Consider the following 16,833-nt stretch of genomic DNA (forward strand, 5'->3'; position numbering starts at 1 on the left):
CATTATAAAGGATGAAAATATCTTCCGGATAATTGTGCAAGTTCGCTTTCTTTTTCTTTTGGATAAAGGAGCAAAAAGCTTGTCGCAGGACCTCCTGATTTCTGAAAATCAAGGTCACGACATTCTTTTATCAGATCCAATCTTTGCAGCTCGTAAGCAATCCCTTTCGAACCAACCGGCCAAACAGAAACATCCTCTCTCATGCTTAACTGATAAAAAAGAGAGAGCGGAGCCACTTGATCAGTAGATTCCATTACTTCATTCCCTACTAACGGAAGACCAATTAAAGCAACCCCTGAGGATTCTATCATTCTATTAGTACTAGACCTCATGCCAATAACGTTCAAACCAACAGCTGATTGTAGCAGGGGAAAATTACTTTCTGTGCTCCCAGTGATACGAATATCGCCGCTCTCCAATTCATTGATCCCCTTTTGAACTCCAGATACAAGCTCATCCCATTCCTGTTCACCACAAAAATTTTGAATCGTCACAGCAATCGGCCGAGCTCCTGCAGCTAAACAGTCCATCACCGCTACTCGGAATGAAAAATAACCGACTGTATCATAAGATACTTTCACATGATCCTGTTCTTTCAAACCAATCCCACCACTATTATCGGTTGTGATCACGAGTGAGTCTTTATCATTAATGGGAATGATCAGCGCATCCCTCATCCCTTCAACGTTCCTTTTTCATATGCCCCCTTGAAGATGGGACGCAATCTAGGGATGAGTAAAAGAGCAACCACTGTATTGACGACAGAACCAATCAATAATGATGGCAGTAACGCCGTGTAAAATGGGACTCCGTAGAAGTAAATAAATGGCAAAGGCGCAAGAACTGTGTTACCAAAGACAAAAAAGGCACTAGCTAACCACTTTCTTTTCCATAAATGAGCAAAACAAAAGGCGAGAATCCCCATTTCCACTGCAACTACGAAGTGAAGTGGCCCCATCGGCATTCCTCCTAAAAGAGCGGAGACTAAATGACCAATCGCTGCTACAATCGCACCTGGAATCCCACCAAAAAGAGAAGCAGCTAATAAAGCTGGAAAAGCATCTAACGCCACACTGCCAATAATCGCAGGAATCTTTATACTCGCTCCGACAACTGAAAGCCCAATAAAAACAGCGAGGAGACTAATCTTCCTTCCGTTCATCTTTTCGTTTTCCTCCTCTGAATACATTGGCACTTCTAACGTATTCCACATCCTTCACATTTAGGCGGAAATTAATAACACGAGCTAAACCAAAGAAGTAATCGGAGAGTCGATTTAAGTATTGGAGACACACGATTGGTGTCGTGTCATCGGCTTTCAGTAAACTAACCACTAGACGTTCAGCTCTTCTCGTTACGGTTCTGGCAATGTGGATCGTCGCAGAAGCTTTCGCCCCACCTGGTAGAATAAATCGTTCAAGCTCAGGTGCCTCAGCAATTAGCTCATCAATTCTGCTTTCTAAATACGTAATTGCTTCCTCAGTTAATTTGGGTTGACGTTTTTTGGTAATGTTGGCTAAATCGCCACCGCAATCAAACAATTCATGTTGTATTTTCTCTAAATCTGCGAGAACATCTTTAAACAAAGCTTCATCTAGTTCCGTTACGGCCTGCCCGACAAAACAGTTCACTTCATCAACCGTGCCATATGCTTCGACACGTATATCATCCTTATCTACTCTGCCACCAATAATGCTTGTTTGCCCTTTATCTCCTGTTTTCGTATACAGTCTCATTGAAATTCCTCCTTAATCGTTTGATTGATGCCATACCAGATTACATCTACCCGCTTACAGAGAGCCACCAAATCTTGATAGACCCAGCCTGTTCTGTCACGCCAATCGCGATTCTCTTTTTCGATCGGGACAATCCCTTTCGATATATCTGTTCCAATGAAAAGGACATAACGGGACGAATCTACTTGTTCCCACTCTAGCCAATTTTCAAGTACTTTTGCCCATTCTTCTCGGCTATAAGTACTTTCCCTTACCCACTGCTCCATTCCTTCCAAGACAACGACTTGAACATCAACTTCTTGGAGGAATGTTTCTCCGCTGTACGCTGAAATCCATTTTGCTTCAGGGAATTTGGCTCTTACCCATTTGCTTTTTCCGTTAAAGGCACCTCCCGTAACGAAATGCATCGGTCTCCCCTCCTTAACTGTTCCAAATCAAATAATAACTCATAGCCATTGCCATGAACGATAGACCAGTCCCAAAACTCTTTTTCTACGGGAGCAAATCGGCTTAATAAATATTTAATCACGCCGCCATGGGTGACGATAAAGGGATGTGAAACATTTTTCTCCATTACGAAATGACAAACGCACTCCCAACCTCTGTCGATTCGATTGGCAAATTCAGTGAATGATTCCCCATTTGGGGGAGAAAAGACAACAGGATCGTTAAGCCACTTCTGGTAGCTAATATCCCCTTGTAATTGCTCATACGTTTTCCCTTGAAAAATCCCAAATTGCATTTCTCTAAACTCCGTTACCGTTTCTGGCACAATTGTAGGAAAGAGAAGCTTCATCGTATGTAAACAACGGTTTAGATCACTACTTACAAATAAGTCATAGTTATCTGGCTTTAATTGATAAAAAGATAGCTTTGAAATGGCTTCAGCTGTTAATGGTGAATCATTCCATCCCATATATTGCTTTCTTTTATTCCCTTCTGTTAAACCATGGCGAAATAATGTAATAACCACAGTGTCATCCATAATATGATTTCAGTCCCTTCTACCGATGCCCCTAGTACATCTCCTGTTATGCCACCGAACCATTTCTTCGCTTTGACTCGGACGAACCAATAACAAAGGAGTGCTATTCCTATAAAAATGAGTAATGGCCAGAAGAAACCTCCCCACCAGATAAGAAGAAAAGCTGAAAAAAGGAGCAGATAAATCGGATATACGACTAATGATCTCCTATTTCCTGCTTCCTGAAAAAGAGCAGCAAGACCATCCTTTTTGGCAGAAGGAATGGTTATCAACACCAGTCCCATGATACTTTTTCCAAGAAACGGGATGAGCATAATCATAAAATAGCTTACAAAAGTCATTGAGCTAATGATTTCATAGATAAATAGGAACCGGCTACTTAATAGAACAATCACCGATAATACGCCAAATGCCCCACTTCTAGGATCCTTCATAATCTCTAATCTCTTCGCCTGATCCTGATAGGAAAAGTAGGCATCACTTGCATCCATCCACCCATCAAGATGGATGCCACCTGTTATGACAATCATCGCAAGCCAAATCAAGAAAGCCATCGCTAAAACAGAAAATGGCGACCACTCATTTAACAAGTACAATAACGTACTGTACAATATCCCTTGCAGTAAACCGACTAATGGAAACGATTTGATACTACTTCTGAGATGTTGCTTATCCATAGGAAGGGCAGAACGAATCGGTACCGCTGTGAAAAATTGCAGGTTCAATAAGAAGCCTCTTATAAAATTCACGGTTTAAGTCCCCCAGCTATGGACGATTTCCTTGACTCTTTCCCAATCCATATGCTGTTTCAACGTAAGACTCAGTTCATCGTATTTCTCTTCCTTCAAGTCTTGGCGATAGATCACTTCTTTTGTTGGAAGTAGCTTCTCTTGGCGAATTCCATTTAACCAGTAATTCCGAAACTCATCATTATGAAAAAGATGGTGCACATACGTTCCGATTATTTTTCCTTCATGACCATAATAACCTTCTTCTTTGCCATCATCCAAAATTAAAAACGGACTTCCGTTTTCTATTGGTTCTGTTACACCAAGATGAATTTCATACCCTGCGATCGGCCGATTTCCTTTTACCTGTACAGATTGTGCGTAACGTCCTTTGAAACGCACCGTCTTCTTTTCGGCTGTAAACACGGTTGTACTTGGGATCAATTGCAGTCCTTTTAAGCGATTGCCAACAACTCCTGTGTCAGAGCCAGCCACATCGACAATTTCTTGACCAAGCATCTGATATCCACCACATAGCCCGACTATCCGTCCACCCTTTTTCACATAATCATTCAGCCGCACTGCAAGTCCCGACTCAATGATGTAGCTTAGATCATGAATCGTGCTTTTTGTTCCTGGAATGATGACCGCATCAGGCTGGCCGAATTGAGAAGGGTTTTTTATGAAACGAATACTGACATCCTCTTCATCATAAAATGGTTCAATGTCACTGTAATTAGAGATGAATGGTAAATGGATGACGGCTATATCGATGTCCCCATTCCCTTTTCGATTCGTTTGGATCGATAAAGAGTCCTCACCATCAATCATATGATCATGAACATACGGTAACACTCCTAATACTGGAACTCCGGTTCTTTCCTCCAACCACTTCGCTCCATCTTCAAAGAGACTCATATCCCCTCGAAATTTATTGATAAAAATCCCTTTCACTCTTTTTCGCTCAGCTGGATCGAGAAGTTCTAACGTGCCGACCACATTCGCAAAAACACCGCCTCGGTCAATGTCAGCAACGAGAATAACAGGGACGTCTGCAAGTTCAGCAACTTTCATATTGACAAGTTCCCGATCTTTTAAATTGATTTCAGCCGGACTTCCTGCTCCTTCAATCACTACTACATCAAAGCTTGTTTCCAATTTATGAAGAGCCTCTTTGATCACCTTTACCCCTTCATCATAAAAATGATCACGATACCCTTTGCCCGATAACGTTTGTACAGCCTTACCTAACAGCACGACCTCTGATTGCATATCCGATCTTGGCTTCAGTAAAATGGGATTCATCCAAACGGATGCTTCGATTTTAGCAGCCTCTGCTTGGATCCCTTGCGCTCGTCCAATTTCCTTACCATCTACGGTTACATATGAATTATTGGACATATTTTGTGATTTAAAAGGAGCGACCTTCACATCTTCTAAAGCGAAGAGTCGACAAAGCGCCGTTACCACGAGACTCTTCCCGACATCTGATGCCGTACCTTGAATCATCACGCCTTTCATACATTTTCCTCCTTCATGGCAATCGGGATTCCCGCTTCCACTAAATAAGCGATTCTAGAGCGAGCAACAAGTTCTTGATGTAAGTTCCCAATAACTTTGCTATACTTCAGAACGAGCTCATTCTCATCACTGATCCCTTCCCACAGAACTTCATTGCTCACCAATATTAACTCGGCACAATTTGCTTGAACGACATCAATTCCACGTAGTAACTTTTCCAAAATTTGCGGATCCCACTTGTCTTGAGAAAATAACTCATTATTTAATAACGTTGTGACACAATCAAGGAGGACAATATCCTTCTTTGAAAAAGATGTAGCGATCGCCTCAATCCCTGTCGATTGCTCCCATGTCGTCCACGGGAACTCACTTTCTTGCCTTTCTTGTTGATGCCGTTTAATCCTTTGTTCCATTTCCTTATCACTCGCCACACCAGTTGCAAGATAATGAAGATTGCCTTCTAGTTCCCTCGTTCTTTCCTTCGCTAGCTTTTCGGCAAATGTACTTTTCCCACTTCTGACGCCACCTGTAATAAAAATCATCTTGTCCATTCCTTTAAGGCTTTACGTAATTGTTCGTTTTCCTCTTTACTCTTAATGGCAAATCGGAGCCATCGTCCCTCTAGACTAGGGAAATTCATCGTATGGCGAGGGACGATACCTCGCTCTAACAAATATTCAAATAATGGGAGCTGTATTTCGATATGAGGCCATCTCAAAAGATAAAAATTGGTTTCTGATGGTGTTATCTCAAACCCTTTCTCTTTCAAAAAAGAGAAAAGCTTCTCTCGTTCTTTCTTTATGTACTGGTGTGTTTGAGCGATAAAGGACTCTTCTTGCAGACAAATTTCTCCCGCACGAATGGCAATGCCGTTGACACTCCAATGAGATTGATAGCTTTTAAGTTTTTCTATCACCTGTTCATCTGCCAACAAATAGCCAAGTCTCAGGCTTGGAATCGCAAACATTTTTGTCATGGAACGGAGAAGAATTACATTTGAGAAATTTTCCATAATCGGAACAAGAGATTGATAGCTCTCCCAAAAATCATAAAAGGCTTCATCTATGACTAGATAGGTTTTCCTCTCTTTGCACAACTCCGCTAACGCTAGCATCTGTTCATAAGGAAAACAAACGCCAGTAGGGTTATTCGGGTTACATAAGAAGATTGCTTCAACCTCATTTATTGGAAGTCCATCTAGGTTCAATTGCCAGTTCTCATCTAAAAAATGATAAACAATCTCACAATCATTTGCCTGGCACGCTTTTTCGTATTCGGAAAAAGTTGGTTGGATGATGAGAACTTTTTTTTCAGCGAAAAATCTTCCTAACAATGAAATAAGCTCTGCTCCCCCATTTCCAACCATGATCATTTCCTCTTGGAGTTTTTCCTTTGATGCTATCAGCTTCTTCAAAGAGGTGGCCTCAGGATCGGGGTATTCCTTAATGTCTGTGAAGAAGTTCATCCAGTTATCTCTTAATGCCTTTGGCGGTCCAAGCGGATTGATATTTGCACTTAAATCAATCCTTTTTTCCGGCATTGGCAAATTCATAGTTTCATAGATATAATGCGGATTCGCTCCATGTGATGGCCAGTTCAATTAGGATTCCTCCAATCCAAAGTAGCAGTGTAAATAGCATAGTCGTTTTCGTTAAAATTCGATTTGTGAGGAGAATATGGTTCTTTTCCAACGGAGTATGTGGTTCACCCATTCGTGCTCGATCTGACACCAATCCTTTATAATAGTTCACGCCTCCAAGTTGTACCCCTAAAAGAGCGGCTACTGCAGCTTCAAGCCAGCCACTATTTGGGCTTGGGTGCTTTTTAGCGTCTTGTAAAAAGAGTTTCCATGCTTCTGCTCTCCTGAGCATCAACGGCTTATGACCAATTAATATGATATACCCTGAAAGGCGACTAGGGAGCCAGTTAACGAGATCATCAAGCTTGGCTGATGCCCAACCAAATTGTAAAAACCGTTCATTTTTATAGCCAACCATGGAATCACAGGTGTTAATCGCTCGGTAAATCATGGCGAGAGGAGCTCCACCAATTAGGGCCCAAAATAACGGCGCAGTCACTCCGTCGCTCGTATTTTCAGCAACGGTTTCAACGGTTCCTCTAACAATATCACTTTCACCAAGCTGTTCTGTATCTCTTCCAACAATATAGGAGAGCTTTAATCGTGCCTGCTGTAGGTCTCCTTCTTGTAATGGGTAATACACTTCGAGTGCAGCTTCTTGTAAGTTCCTTCGAGCAATCGTAGTTGCGATAAGTATGCTTTCCGCTAAAACCCCAACCACCACATGTACTTCGTAGCTTAACCACACAACGACTGAGGTTATGATCGATACAATGAGTACAACAAGGAACACCATCGCTATCCCTTTTATCCGACGAGAACCCTTTTTATTCAAGTTTTTTTCCAAAATGGCGATAAGCGATCCGATCCATTTCACAGGATGAGGCCATTTTTGGGGGTCTCCAATAACAGCATCAATAAAAATAGCAATGGTAAGAGCAATCAAGTGAAGGATCATTGTTGCCTCTTCCTTTTACGGCTTTTTTCGATCGCCTCTGTTGTACATTCAAAGACCCCTTGACTAATAAGTTTCCCAAGAGGAGTAATCGTTCCAGCATACTCTAATTTTTTCCCCATTTGCGTTGCCGCAATAAGGATGCTGTCGGTGGAAGTCCCTGTAGCTACTGTACCCGTTACTGAATCCAATACTTTTAGGTTATCCATCACCTTTACCTTCGCTTCTGTTGCCGTCATAATACTTTGAATAAAAGCCTCTTCCGTCAGCTCCCCATTGACGAAGATCCATGTGTTGATTGTACCTGGAACAAGTTCGAAGGAGTGCTCAGCACTTCTGGAAGCATCTACTGCATTTCCCACTCCTGCTGTCACGATGACCAATGCAGAAAAGCCTTCTGCTTTTAAAACTTTGTAGGCAACATCCTCCACGTATACTGCGGTCATCATCCCGATCGTTTCTGAAGGTTCGAAGCCTTTATCTTTTAAAAATGTGAGCATTTCCTGACGATGATCATCGCAATCATAACTTTTATCGACATGACGATTGACGAAAGTGCGATGCCAACCTAACCCAGAGCCTACAACTCCTGAAGACATCGTCCTTAACGGAACTGGTGAATGAAGGGAAATGAACTCCTCCATAATACTCATATATCGTGGTTCAATTTCTACACTCACTTGATTGGTCTCGTATTTCGGCAGGAGGACCATTTGCGGAACAGGAATACTAGGATGTGGATGCTTCTCCACATCCGTACGGTAAACCTCTTTTATTTTTTCTACTTTGACTACTTCATTCGGAACATCATTCGTATGGACAGATCCATCTTCAAGCAGTAACAGACGATCACAATAAAGACTCGCTAAATTCAAATCATGAAAAATCGAGATAACCGTTAAGCCCTTCTCCATTGTCCAGCTCTTTAAAAGATCTAATAACTCCTTTTGATAGGACAGATCAAGATGATTGGTCGGTTCATCTAATAAAAGAATTTCCGGTTCTTGCACAAGTGCTTGCGCAAGAAAAACCCGTTGGCGCTCGCCCCCAGAAAGATCTTGAATGCTCTTATGTTGAAATGCCGCAATTCCGGTTTGAACCATCGCTTCCTGAACAGTTCGTTCATCTTCATTACTCCACGAACGAAACCAACCATCTTGATGAGCATAGCGACCAAGGGAAACCGTCTCCTTTACGGTATAGGAAAAGGTTTGTGAGGAATGCTGTGAAAGAACAGCGATCATCTTTGCCAGCTCTTTCATCGTATATTTATTTATGGACTTGCCTTTGATCATGATACTGCCTTGCTGAAAGGAAAGAATTCCAGAAATCATTTTCAACAAAGTCGTTTTGCCACTGCCATTCGGCCCTAACACTCCGAATAGCTCTCCTTCTGCAACTTGAAAAGAGACATTCTTAACGATCGGTTCTTTTGAATACCCACCTGAAAGTTGTTCAACCTTAAGCATCTGCTCCACTTCTTTCCGCACTTCTTCTTTTCATTAAAATCATTCCAAATGCTGGGGCTCCAATTAATGCTGTAATAACCCCAATTGGGAGCTCAATCGGAGAAATGATCGTTCGGGAGACTAAATCTGCTAATATAAGGAATCCACTCCCTGTCAAAATAGATAACGGGAGTAAATGAGTATGGTCTGGGCCCCATAGCATTCTTGTTAAGTGGGGAATCACGAGACCGACGAAACCAATCGTCCCTGAAACAGCAACGGCTGCACCCGTTAATATGGAACCTGCAATTAAGATCACCATTTTCCTTCTCTGGACATTAACCCCTAAATGCTGCGCACGCTCTTCTCCAAAGGACATCGCATTTAGCTCCTTCGTGTTGGCCATCAAAATAATGGAACCTAGTATAAAGAATGGAAGAATGATCTGTACATAGCTCCAACCTCTCATGGAGACACTTCCGAGAAGCCAGCCGATAATCTGTCTTAATTCTTCTCCTGTCAAAGCGATGATTAAAGAGATAAAAGCACCTAAAAATGAGCTAAAAATAATTCCTGTTAAAATAATGGTTTCAACCTTCATCCCTTTATCAATTTTTCGCGCGAAACCTAAAACGAAAAAGATCGTTAAAAAAGCAAAAAGAATACTGAGTAGCGGCAACGTAAAGGAGCCTACAAAAGGAATCGAGAATTGGAAAAATAAAGTGAGAACAGCACCTACTGATGCTCCAGACGATACTCCTAATGTATATGGATCCGCTAACGGATTCCGTAAAAGACCTTGAAAGGCCGCTCCCGCAATTGCGAGTGCCGCCCCTACTAGTCCTGCTAAAATTACTCTTGGTAACCGAATACTTAGGACAATATTCGCTTGCATTGGGTCGATGTGTTCGATGGATGTAAAACGGAAAATTTCAGCACCGATAATTTGTATGATGTTTCCGATAGGGACTGAGACTGTCCCTATCGAAATGCCTAATAAACATGAAACGAGCAAGAATGCGATCGCAATGATATAGGCAAAAGCTTGATGACCCATTTTTTTCATCGTTATCTCTCCAAACTAAGTAGAATTACTCAAATGCTTCTGGATAGACCGCCTTTGCCAATTCCTCTAATCCATCTGCAAGTCTTGGACCCGAACGAGTGACAAGATCGGAGTGAACATCAATTACCTGCTTATTCTTTACAGCCTTTACATCTTGCCAGCCTTCTCTTGCAAGTACTAAATCTACCGCATTTTCAGTGTAATATCCGTAAGTCGTAATAATGACATCTGGATTCCGCTCAATAAAAGATTCCTCATCCAAGTTGGGCCATCCATCTAAATCTCCTACTCCATTTTCCGCATGAATGAGTGACAACATCTCATCCATAAAGGTGTTTTTCCCTGCAACATAAATGTCTGGAGCTGGACTGATTTCAAAAATAACCGATTTAGGTTCTGTAATCCCTGCCGTCTTCTCTTCTATGTCGGCAATTTTTGTTTTCATTCCATTTATGATTTCTTCTGCCTTTTCTTTTTCACCTGTAGCTGTACCGATCATTTCAATTGATTCATATACTTCGTTAAAACTTGCTGCTTGATTGACAACGAGTACTGTTATACCTGCGTCTTTTATTTGCTGTAATCCTTCAGTAGAATTGTGAGCACTAGATGCGTGCGCTAAGACCAAATCTGGTGCTAGAGAGATAATCTTCTCTACATTCATTTCCATGCCACCGATTTTTTCCTTTTCTATTACTTCTTCCGGATAATTATCATGTTCAGACACACCAACAATTTCATCTCCAAGACCGAGAGCATAAGCAACTTCCGTATTACTTGGAATCAAGGAGACAATCTTTTCTGGTTTTTCCTGAATGACGACTTCATCGCCAATTGCATCGGTGATCGTTACTGGGAATGTAGGTTCTTCTGCTGGCTCTTGTACTTCATCACCTGCGTTATTTTCCTCAACTGGTGATTCGGTCTCACCGCAGCCCGCTAAAATTCCTATTGATAATAATAGTGCGAATAAAATTGAAACCCATTTCTTCATCTGTTTTTGCCTCCATAAATAATGTGATGTTGTGGAGAGCATAAAAAAACATCTCCACAATGAAGAAATGGAGATGTTGGATTAGCAATTAATATACAAATAGCTTCCAAACACCTCCCTATCCTCGTAGGTTTGTGGTGCACTAGAATTAGGCAGGTCTCCTGGCTCATGGTCTTTGTAATGCTGCTCCTTCCCATACCATATGTACAGTGGTATTTGCAGCTTACTCCCATTAACAGTGGCGGGACCGCGTTGGAATTTCACCAACTTCCCTTTTAAGTCTACTGAAAAGATTCAGGAATGTTCAAAACTCGTAAACGAGCCTTTTACTAGAACACCCTTCCCCTTCTCTTACAGACACCTAATACTTCATGTATGAAATTTTCCGTTGTCATCAGTATACACTATTTTTCCCTTTAAAGAAGTTAACACTTTTCGAACTATTCAAGCATAACGGAAATGGAGTCCCCAAGCCCAATCCCATCGACCGTTATTTGACAACTTCTTGCGAATAGCTTCACCCCAGCTACCTGGGCATCTTTTAAAGCTTGATCAAATTTAGGATCAATATGTTTTGCTGTCGTCACATACGAAACATCCTCCCGCTGCACGATGAAGAGAATGGCTGTTTCATAACGGGAAGATAGTTTCGCTAGCTCTTCCACATGCTTCGTTCCTCTTGCGGTCACAGCATCTGGGAACATCCCTTGCTTACCTTCAGCTAACGTCACACTTTTGACCTCTAAAAGGAGCTCCTTTCCCTTATCATTCTCTAACAAAAAGTCCCAGCGCGAATTCCCCAGTGTATACTCCGATTTTTTATAGTGCCAGCCAGCAAATTCACGGAGCATCCCGGCTTTAAGAGCTTTTTCAACAAGCTTGTTCGGTAGAGCAGTATTGATAGAAACAAGGCCGGTATTCGTTTCATTTTCACACAAAATAGCGGTCCATTTCGTTTTTCTGGAAGAATTATCGTGGTCCATTAACCAAACCGTCTTGCCTGGCAAGAGAAGTTCCTTTAATCTCCCAGGGTCAGCCAAATGAGCAACAGCTACTTCATCCGTTTCAGCTATCTGACAGTGGATAATAAACCGATTGGGTCTTTCGATAAATATTGCTTTTGTCAACGCTCTAGGGAATGGCAGTCTTAGCTTTTTTGTATCATCCTTCATTTTAAGAAGAGACCTCCTAGCTCGCATCCATTTTCCATTCACTTGTTTTCTTATCATAAACAAGGTTGGCATCAGGCTTCCCCTGAGCTACCTTTTCATACTCTTCGTACATATCATCCATATTATCAAAATCCCCTAATACCCAAATAGGAATCTCAATCGCCGTTCTTGTTTGTACATTATCCCGGATGGAGATAACGATTCCTTCTTTCATCATCATTTTCAAACTAAGAATTAGTTCTATTTGAATAGAAGGGAAAGAACGTTTCTTTTTAATCCCAAGGAGATTTTTCACTGGCTTACTCTCGGTCATTTTCCCTGCCAGAACTTCTCCGAGCATGCGATAAAAATCCTTCATATGGCGATAATACGTTTTATTCCACCAGCCATCATCATGAGCTAAATAAACAAATCGATTACGAAGTTGCTGATAAAATGGCTTTCTTAAATCATCCTTCATATGGCCAAGGAAAAGGAGCTCTGCAAGTTCATGGCCAGATAGTTCATTGAGTGCGTCCTCATCTTCAAAGTCAATCCAGCAGAAATCCCCATAGCCATAAACATCATCCTTAATGAGCTTAGTTAAATCTTCATGGGGGACATATTCTAAAAGAGTATGCAAATTAAATTCTCCATCATCAAAATGATGCTTTAAAAGAAGGACATTGTTCAGAAGGTCTGAGAGAGTGTGGGAAAACTCTTCAAATTCAATCCCATATGATAAAACGTAGTGCTTTGTTTCATTTAAATGAACATAGACAAGATCCTGTTGATTGCCATTATGTTTTTTCAAAAGAATAACCTCCGAACCTTTTGATAAGACTGATGATGAACCTAAAGTCATTAAGCCCAGTTTATACGGTTTACAATTATATAACTAGATTTTAGCAAACTTTCAGGATAAAATCTTACTTTATCCACATAATTTCCAATTCTTCTCTCAAGAAATTATTTCCTTTTTTATTGCCATTGAGAAATTGTCCAAATTAAGGTTTTAGCCATTTTTTTGGTGGTACTACTAAGACGAAGACTGAATCCAAAATGGCTCTAATTAAATCATTTTATACAACAACTTGACAATAAAAAAATGATTTAATCGTATCAATTCTCCTCAACTTTTCTTATAATAGTCACGAGAGTTGACAGTACTTCGAATTTTTTTGGACCTTTCCAGTAGAAAATTGATTCTAGTACTATCTTCATCAAGCATTTTCCGGTAAAGGAGCGTGATCTCATGTTTCAAAAAATGACAGAAGATCAAATCACCCTATATGTAATCAAGGCATTAAAAGAGAATAAACGCAAAGAATTTGAAGCAATCGTCGATGAGCTTCAGCCTTACGATATTGCTCAAATTTATGAGGATTTGCCGGAAAAGCATCGAACGCGCTTTTTATTTTTTCTTAATATTAATGCACTGGCTGATTTAATCCAAGAACTAAATAGCGAAGAACAGCTCGATGTATTAAATCGCCTCGGTATTGAAAAATCTGGTAAGGTTCTCGATATGATGGATAATGACGACCTTGCTTCCCTTCTTGAAGACCTATCTCCTGAAAAAATTGAGTCTCTTTTATCAGGAATGAAAAAAGAAGAGTCGCAAATTGTTCAAGATATCATGAATTATCCACCAGAAACAGCTGGTCGATTAATGACCAATCGATTCGTTTGGATCCGTGATTATTATACCGTTCGGGAAGCAGTCGATAAGCTAAAATCTTTCGCAGAACTCGCTGAAACGATTAACTATTTATATGTTATTGACCAGAATCGAAAGCTTGTCGGAGTCGTATCCTATCGCGATCTATTAATTGCTGAAATGCAGGAAAAAATCCGCGATATCATGTATGAGCGGGTCATCTATTGCTTAGAGGATACTGACCAGGAAGAGGTAGCTCGCCTAATTGAGCGCTATGACTTCCTTGCCATTCCAGTTGTCGATAAAGAACATATTCTAATTGGAATCATCACCGTCGATGATATTATCGATGTCGTGATCCGCGAAGCTAATGAAGATATTGAAAAATTATCCGCTTCTGGTAAATCGATTGACTTTGAAACAAAATCCTTTGTTGCTGCATATCGGCGACTTCCATGGCTTGTCCTCCTTCTTTTTATTGGGCTTATATCTGGAAGCATCATCAGTTCCTATGAAGAAACCCTTGAAAAAGTAGTAGCGTTAGCCTTTTTCATGCCGATGATTTCGGGGATGACTGGAAATACAGGAACCCAATCATTAGCTGTTGTGGTCAGAGGTCTTGTTTCTAACGATATTGACAAAAGAGTGATTACGAAGCTGATTATGAGAGAATTAAGTGTTGGCGTGATCATTGGAGTAACATGTGGAATTCTGATTTCTATCATTGCACTGATTTGGCAAGGAAACTTCATTCTCGGTCTTGTGGTAGGAAGCTCCCTATTGCTTACCCTGATTATTGGTACACTTGCAGGTACGGTTATCCCGTTAATTTTATATCGATTAAACGTAGACCCCGCCATCGCATCAGGACCACTAATCACTACCTTAAATGATATCTTCTCCCTAATTACCTATTTCGGTATTGCAACGATGTTTATTAACTACTTGTTATAGCACGTACAGTGGAAATCACGAAGACTTTTGCTCTTCGTGATTTTTATTAGAAATTTAGAAACCATTACCCTTGTAAATACGTCTTATTACATGTGGCTATTTTAAAGTTATCTCTGTTAATATGAAAGAATAGAAATGAGATTAGGGAGATTAAAAGAGACTAGGTGTTGGAACAATGGATAAAAAGAATAAAGTTGCTGAAAAGTTTGACTGGACATTAAGCTTCATTTTGCTATTGTTCTTTCTTACTAGCTGCGCTGCCATTTATAGCGCTCAAACAACCGAACAATACAATGAAAATTATTTTTTACGACAAATTATGTATTATGTGGTCGGAATTGTCATCGTTGCAGTGGTGATGTTCTTTGACAACTATCAATATCGAAAGCTTAGCTGGTATTTATATGGATTTGGAATTTTACTCTTAGTTGTGTTACTTATATTACCAACTTCAGATTTTACACCAATTAGAAACGGAGCAAAAAGTTGGTTTGTATTACCTGGAATCGGCTCAATCCAGCCTTCGGAATTCATGAAAATATTTTTAATTCTCACATTAAGTAAGTTGATCGCCGATCACCATGAAAAAAATCCTCTTAAAACTACTAAAACGGATTTTATTTTGCTGATAAAACTTGGATTGGCTACATTACCGCCGCTCGGCCTTATCGCAGAGCAGGATTTAGGGACCGGATTAGTCATTATCGCCATTTTCATAGGGATGATTCTTGTTTCAGGAATGACATGGAAAATTCTCTTGCCTGTTTTTTCAGCAGGAGCCGCTCTCGCGGGAGCGATTTTTTACATCGTCATCCATTATCCAGAGCTACTCGAGAAACATATTGATACCTATCAATATAATCGAATTTACTCCTGGCTCGACCCAGAAAGCTATCAAAGTGGTGCAGGCTACCACTTGTATAAATCACTGCAAGCGATTGGCTCTGGCCTGATATCAGGGAAGGGCTTTGGTGAAAGAGTTGTTTATATTCCAGAGAGCCATACGGATTTCATTTTCAGTGTCATAGGTGAAGAATATGGCTTTGCAGGGGCAAGTCTCGTGATTGGGCTATTTTTCATTCTCATTTATCACCTAACAAAAACAGCTCTTGATACAAACGATCCTTTTAATACGTATATTTGCGTAGGCGTTATTAGTATGATTACGTTCCACGTCTTCCAAAATATCGGCATGACCATTCAAGTACTACCAATCACAGGAATACCCCTACCTTTCATTAGCTATGGTGGTAGTTCCCTCATGTCAAATATGTTTGCTATGGGACTCATATTCAGTATAAGATATCACCATAAAACCTATATGTTCAGTTCTGGGAAGTAATCAGTCACCACAGAAAAGAATGTACAAACAATCATAATAAACAAACAACTAAAGGAGTCCAATTATGTCAGAATTGATTCATACGATAGAGGAATGGCTTATGGAATATGGGATATGGGGACTTGCCATCGTGTCCTTTGCCGACTCTTCCTTTTTTCCCATTCCTCCAGACGTACTACTTATTCCAATGGGAATTTCAAATCCAAATAGCGTCCTTTTTTATGCCTTTATCACAACGGCCACCTCTGTATTAGGGGCATTATTAGGATGGTTCATTGGAAAAAAATTAGGGCGACCGGTATTAACCTATCTATTCAAAGAGGATAAGGTTCAAAAAGTAGAACATTACTTTACAAAATACGGCTCTATGGCGATTTTGATGGCTGCCTTAACTCCTGTCCCTTATAAAATATTTACGATCTTTGCTGGTATCTCTCGTATCCGACTTCGTACACTCGTCATTTGGTCTATTATTGGCAGAGGTGCTCGCTTTTTCGCCGAAGCTTTACTCATCCTTTTCCTCGGTGCTCAAGCAAAGAACTTTATCGATGATAATTTCGCTCTCATCACCATTGCTGGAGCCATTGCAATTGTTGTAGCTTACCTTGTTTATATGTACATAAAAAAAAGAAGCAACCCAAAAACCCTTAAGTAAACACACTTAAGGGTTTTATTTATAATAATTATAAATAGATAATTATTATAAAAAAGTAT

At 40.4% G+C, this 16,833-nt stretch carries 18 protein-coding genes and 1 riboswitch; of the genes, 3 read left to right on the forward strand and 15 right to left on the reverse strand.

The genetic code is table 11. The annotated features are described in order from the left end of the window. Window positions 1-2: 2 nt before the first annotated feature. The 15 genes from AA0X71_RS22840 to AA0X71_RS22910 form a co-directional block, all read right to left on the reverse strand. Window positions 3-677, reverse strand: a complete 675-nt coding sequence (locus AA0X71_RS22840; RefSeq protein WP_413357548.1) for an AIR synthase related protein — start codon at window positions 675-677, stop codon at window positions 3-5. After that, window positions 674-1,162, reverse strand: coding sequence for an ECF transporter S component (locus AA0X71_RS22845; protein WP_413357549.1), 489 nt, complete (start codon window positions 1,160-1,162; stop codon window positions 674-676). Before AA0X71_RS22845 ends, AA0X71_RS22840 begins: the two co-directional genes overlap by 4 nt. Next, window positions 1,143-1,736, reverse strand: a complete 594-nt coding sequence (locus AA0X71_RS22850; RefSeq protein WP_413357550.1) for a cob(I)yrinic acid a,c-diamide adenosyltransferase — start codon at window positions 1,734-1,736, stop codon at window positions 1,143-1,145. The genes AA0X71_RS22845 and AA0X71_RS22850 overlap by 20 nt, the downstream gene beginning before the upstream one ends. Beyond that, complete coding sequence (locus AA0X71_RS22855) at window positions 1,733-2,143, reverse strand: bifunctional adenosylcobinamide kinase/adenosylcobinamide-phosphate guanylyltransferase (RefSeq protein ID WP_413357551.1); 411 nt, start codon at window positions 2,141-2,143, stop codon at window positions 1,733-1,735. The genes AA0X71_RS22850 and AA0X71_RS22855 overlap by 4 nt, the downstream gene beginning before the upstream one ends. Continuing rightward, complete coding sequence (locus tag AA0X71_RS22860; RefSeq protein ID WP_413357552.1) at window positions 2,095-2,709, reverse strand: histidine phosphatase family protein; 615 nt, start codon at window positions 2,707-2,709, stop codon at window positions 2,095-2,097. Before AA0X71_RS22860 ends, AA0X71_RS22855 begins: the two co-directional genes overlap by 49 nt. Further along, window positions 2,679-3,470 carry an adenosylcobinamide-GDP ribazoletransferase gene (gene cobS / locus AA0X71_RS22865; RefSeq protein WP_413357553.1) on the reverse strand — a complete coding sequence of 264 codons (792 nt, stop codon included), beginning with the start codon at window positions 3,468-3,470 and terminating at the stop codon, window positions 2,679-2,681. Before cobS ends, AA0X71_RS22860 begins: the two co-directional genes overlap by 31 nt. A 3-nt stretch (window positions 3,471-3,473) precedes the next feature. Continuing rightward, window positions 3,474-4,970, reverse strand: coding sequence for a cobyric acid synthase (locus tag AA0X71_RS22870; RefSeq protein WP_413357554.1), 1,497 nt, complete (start codon window positions 4,968-4,970; stop codon window positions 3,474-3,476). Continuing rightward, window positions 4,967-5,512, reverse strand: a complete 546-nt coding sequence (locus AA0X71_RS22875) for a bifunctional adenosylcobinamide kinase/adenosylcobinamide-phosphate guanylyltransferase (protein WP_413357555.1) — start codon at window positions 5,510-5,512, stop codon at window positions 4,967-4,969. The genes AA0X71_RS22870 and AA0X71_RS22875 overlap by 4 nt, the downstream gene beginning before the upstream one ends. After that, window positions 5,509-6,570: a threonine-phosphate decarboxylase CobD gene (gene cobD, locus AA0X71_RS22880; protein ID WP_413357556.1), complete on the reverse strand. Its 1,062-nt coding sequence runs from the start codon at window positions 6,568-6,570 to the stop codon at window positions 5,509-5,511. Before cobD ends, AA0X71_RS22875 begins: the two co-directional genes overlap by 4 nt. Continuing rightward, the gene (cbiB, locus tag AA0X71_RS22885) at window positions 6,527-7,507 is read right to left on the reverse strand and encodes an adenosylcobinamide-phosphate synthase CbiB (protein WP_413357557.1); all 981 of its coding nucleotides are present in this window, start codon (window positions 7,505-7,507) and stop codon (window positions 6,527-6,529) included. The genes cobD and cbiB overlap by 44 nt, the downstream gene beginning before the upstream one ends. Next, complete coding sequence (locus tag AA0X71_RS22890) at window positions 7,504-8,973, reverse strand: adenosylcobinamide amidohydrolase (RefSeq protein ID WP_413357558.1); 1,470 nt, start codon at window positions 8,971-8,973, stop codon at window positions 7,504-7,506. The genes cbiB and AA0X71_RS22890 overlap by 4 nt, the downstream gene beginning before the upstream one ends. After that, window positions 8,966-10,018: a FecCD family ABC transporter permease gene (locus AA0X71_RS22895; protein ID WP_413357559.1), complete on the reverse strand. Its 1,053-nt coding sequence runs from the start codon at window positions 10,016-10,018 to the stop codon at window positions 8,966-8,968. Before AA0X71_RS22895 ends, AA0X71_RS22890 begins: the two co-directional genes overlap by 8 nt. Window positions 10,019-10,043: 25 nt before the next feature. Next, the gene (locus tag AA0X71_RS22900; RefSeq protein ID WP_413357560.1) at window positions 10,044-11,012 is read right to left on the reverse strand and encodes an ABC transporter substrate-binding protein; all 969 of its coding nucleotides are present in this window, start codon (window positions 11,010-11,012) and stop codon (window positions 10,044-10,046) included. Between the two features lie 133 nt (window positions 11,013-11,145). Next, window positions 11,146-11,316, reverse strand: a riboswitch (cobalamin riboswitch). Between the two features lie 136 nt (window positions 11,317-11,452). Continuing rightward, window positions 11,453-12,184 carry a DNA/RNA nuclease SfsA gene (gene sfsA, locus AA0X71_RS22905; protein ID WP_413357561.1) on the reverse strand — a complete coding sequence of 244 codons (732 nt, stop codon included), beginning with the start codon at window positions 12,182-12,184 and terminating at the stop codon, window positions 11,453-11,455. Between the two features lie 16 nt (window positions 12,185-12,200). Continuing rightward, window positions 12,201-12,977 (reverse strand): hypothetical protein, encoded by a 777-nt coding sequence (locus AA0X71_RS22910; protein WP_413357562.1) that lies wholly within the window; start codon window positions 12,975-12,977, stop codon window positions 12,201-12,203. A gap of 441 nt (window positions 12,978-13,418) precedes the next feature. Here AA0X71_RS22910 and mgtE point away from each other — a divergent pair, with 441 nt between their 5' ends. The 3 genes from mgtE to AA0X71_RS22925 all read left to right on the forward strand — a co-directional run bounded on the left by mgtE (window position 13,419) and on the right by AA0X71_RS22925 (window position 16,774). Further along, window positions 13,419-14,777, forward strand: a complete 1,359-nt coding sequence (mgtE, locus tag AA0X71_RS22915; protein WP_413357563.1) for a magnesium transporter — start codon at window positions 13,419-13,421, stop codon at window positions 14,775-14,777. 175 nt (window positions 14,778-14,952) lie between these two features. Further along, complete coding sequence (locus tag AA0X71_RS22920) at window positions 14,953-16,119, forward strand: FtsW/RodA/SpoVE family cell cycle protein (protein ID WP_413357564.1); 1,167 nt, start codon at window positions 14,953-14,955, stop codon at window positions 16,117-16,119. Window positions 16,120-16,183: 64 nt separating this feature from the next. Beyond that, window positions 16,184-16,774, forward strand: a complete 591-nt coding sequence (locus AA0X71_RS22925) for a YqaA family protein (RefSeq protein ID WP_413357565.1) — start codon at window positions 16,184-16,186, stop codon at window positions 16,772-16,774. The last annotated feature ends 59 nt before the right edge of the window (window positions 16,775-16,833 follow it).

This window comes from Robertmurraya phoenicis (assembly GCF_047302285.1).
GTDB lineage: Bacteria > Bacillota > Bacilli > Bacillales > Cytobacillaceae > Robertmurraya.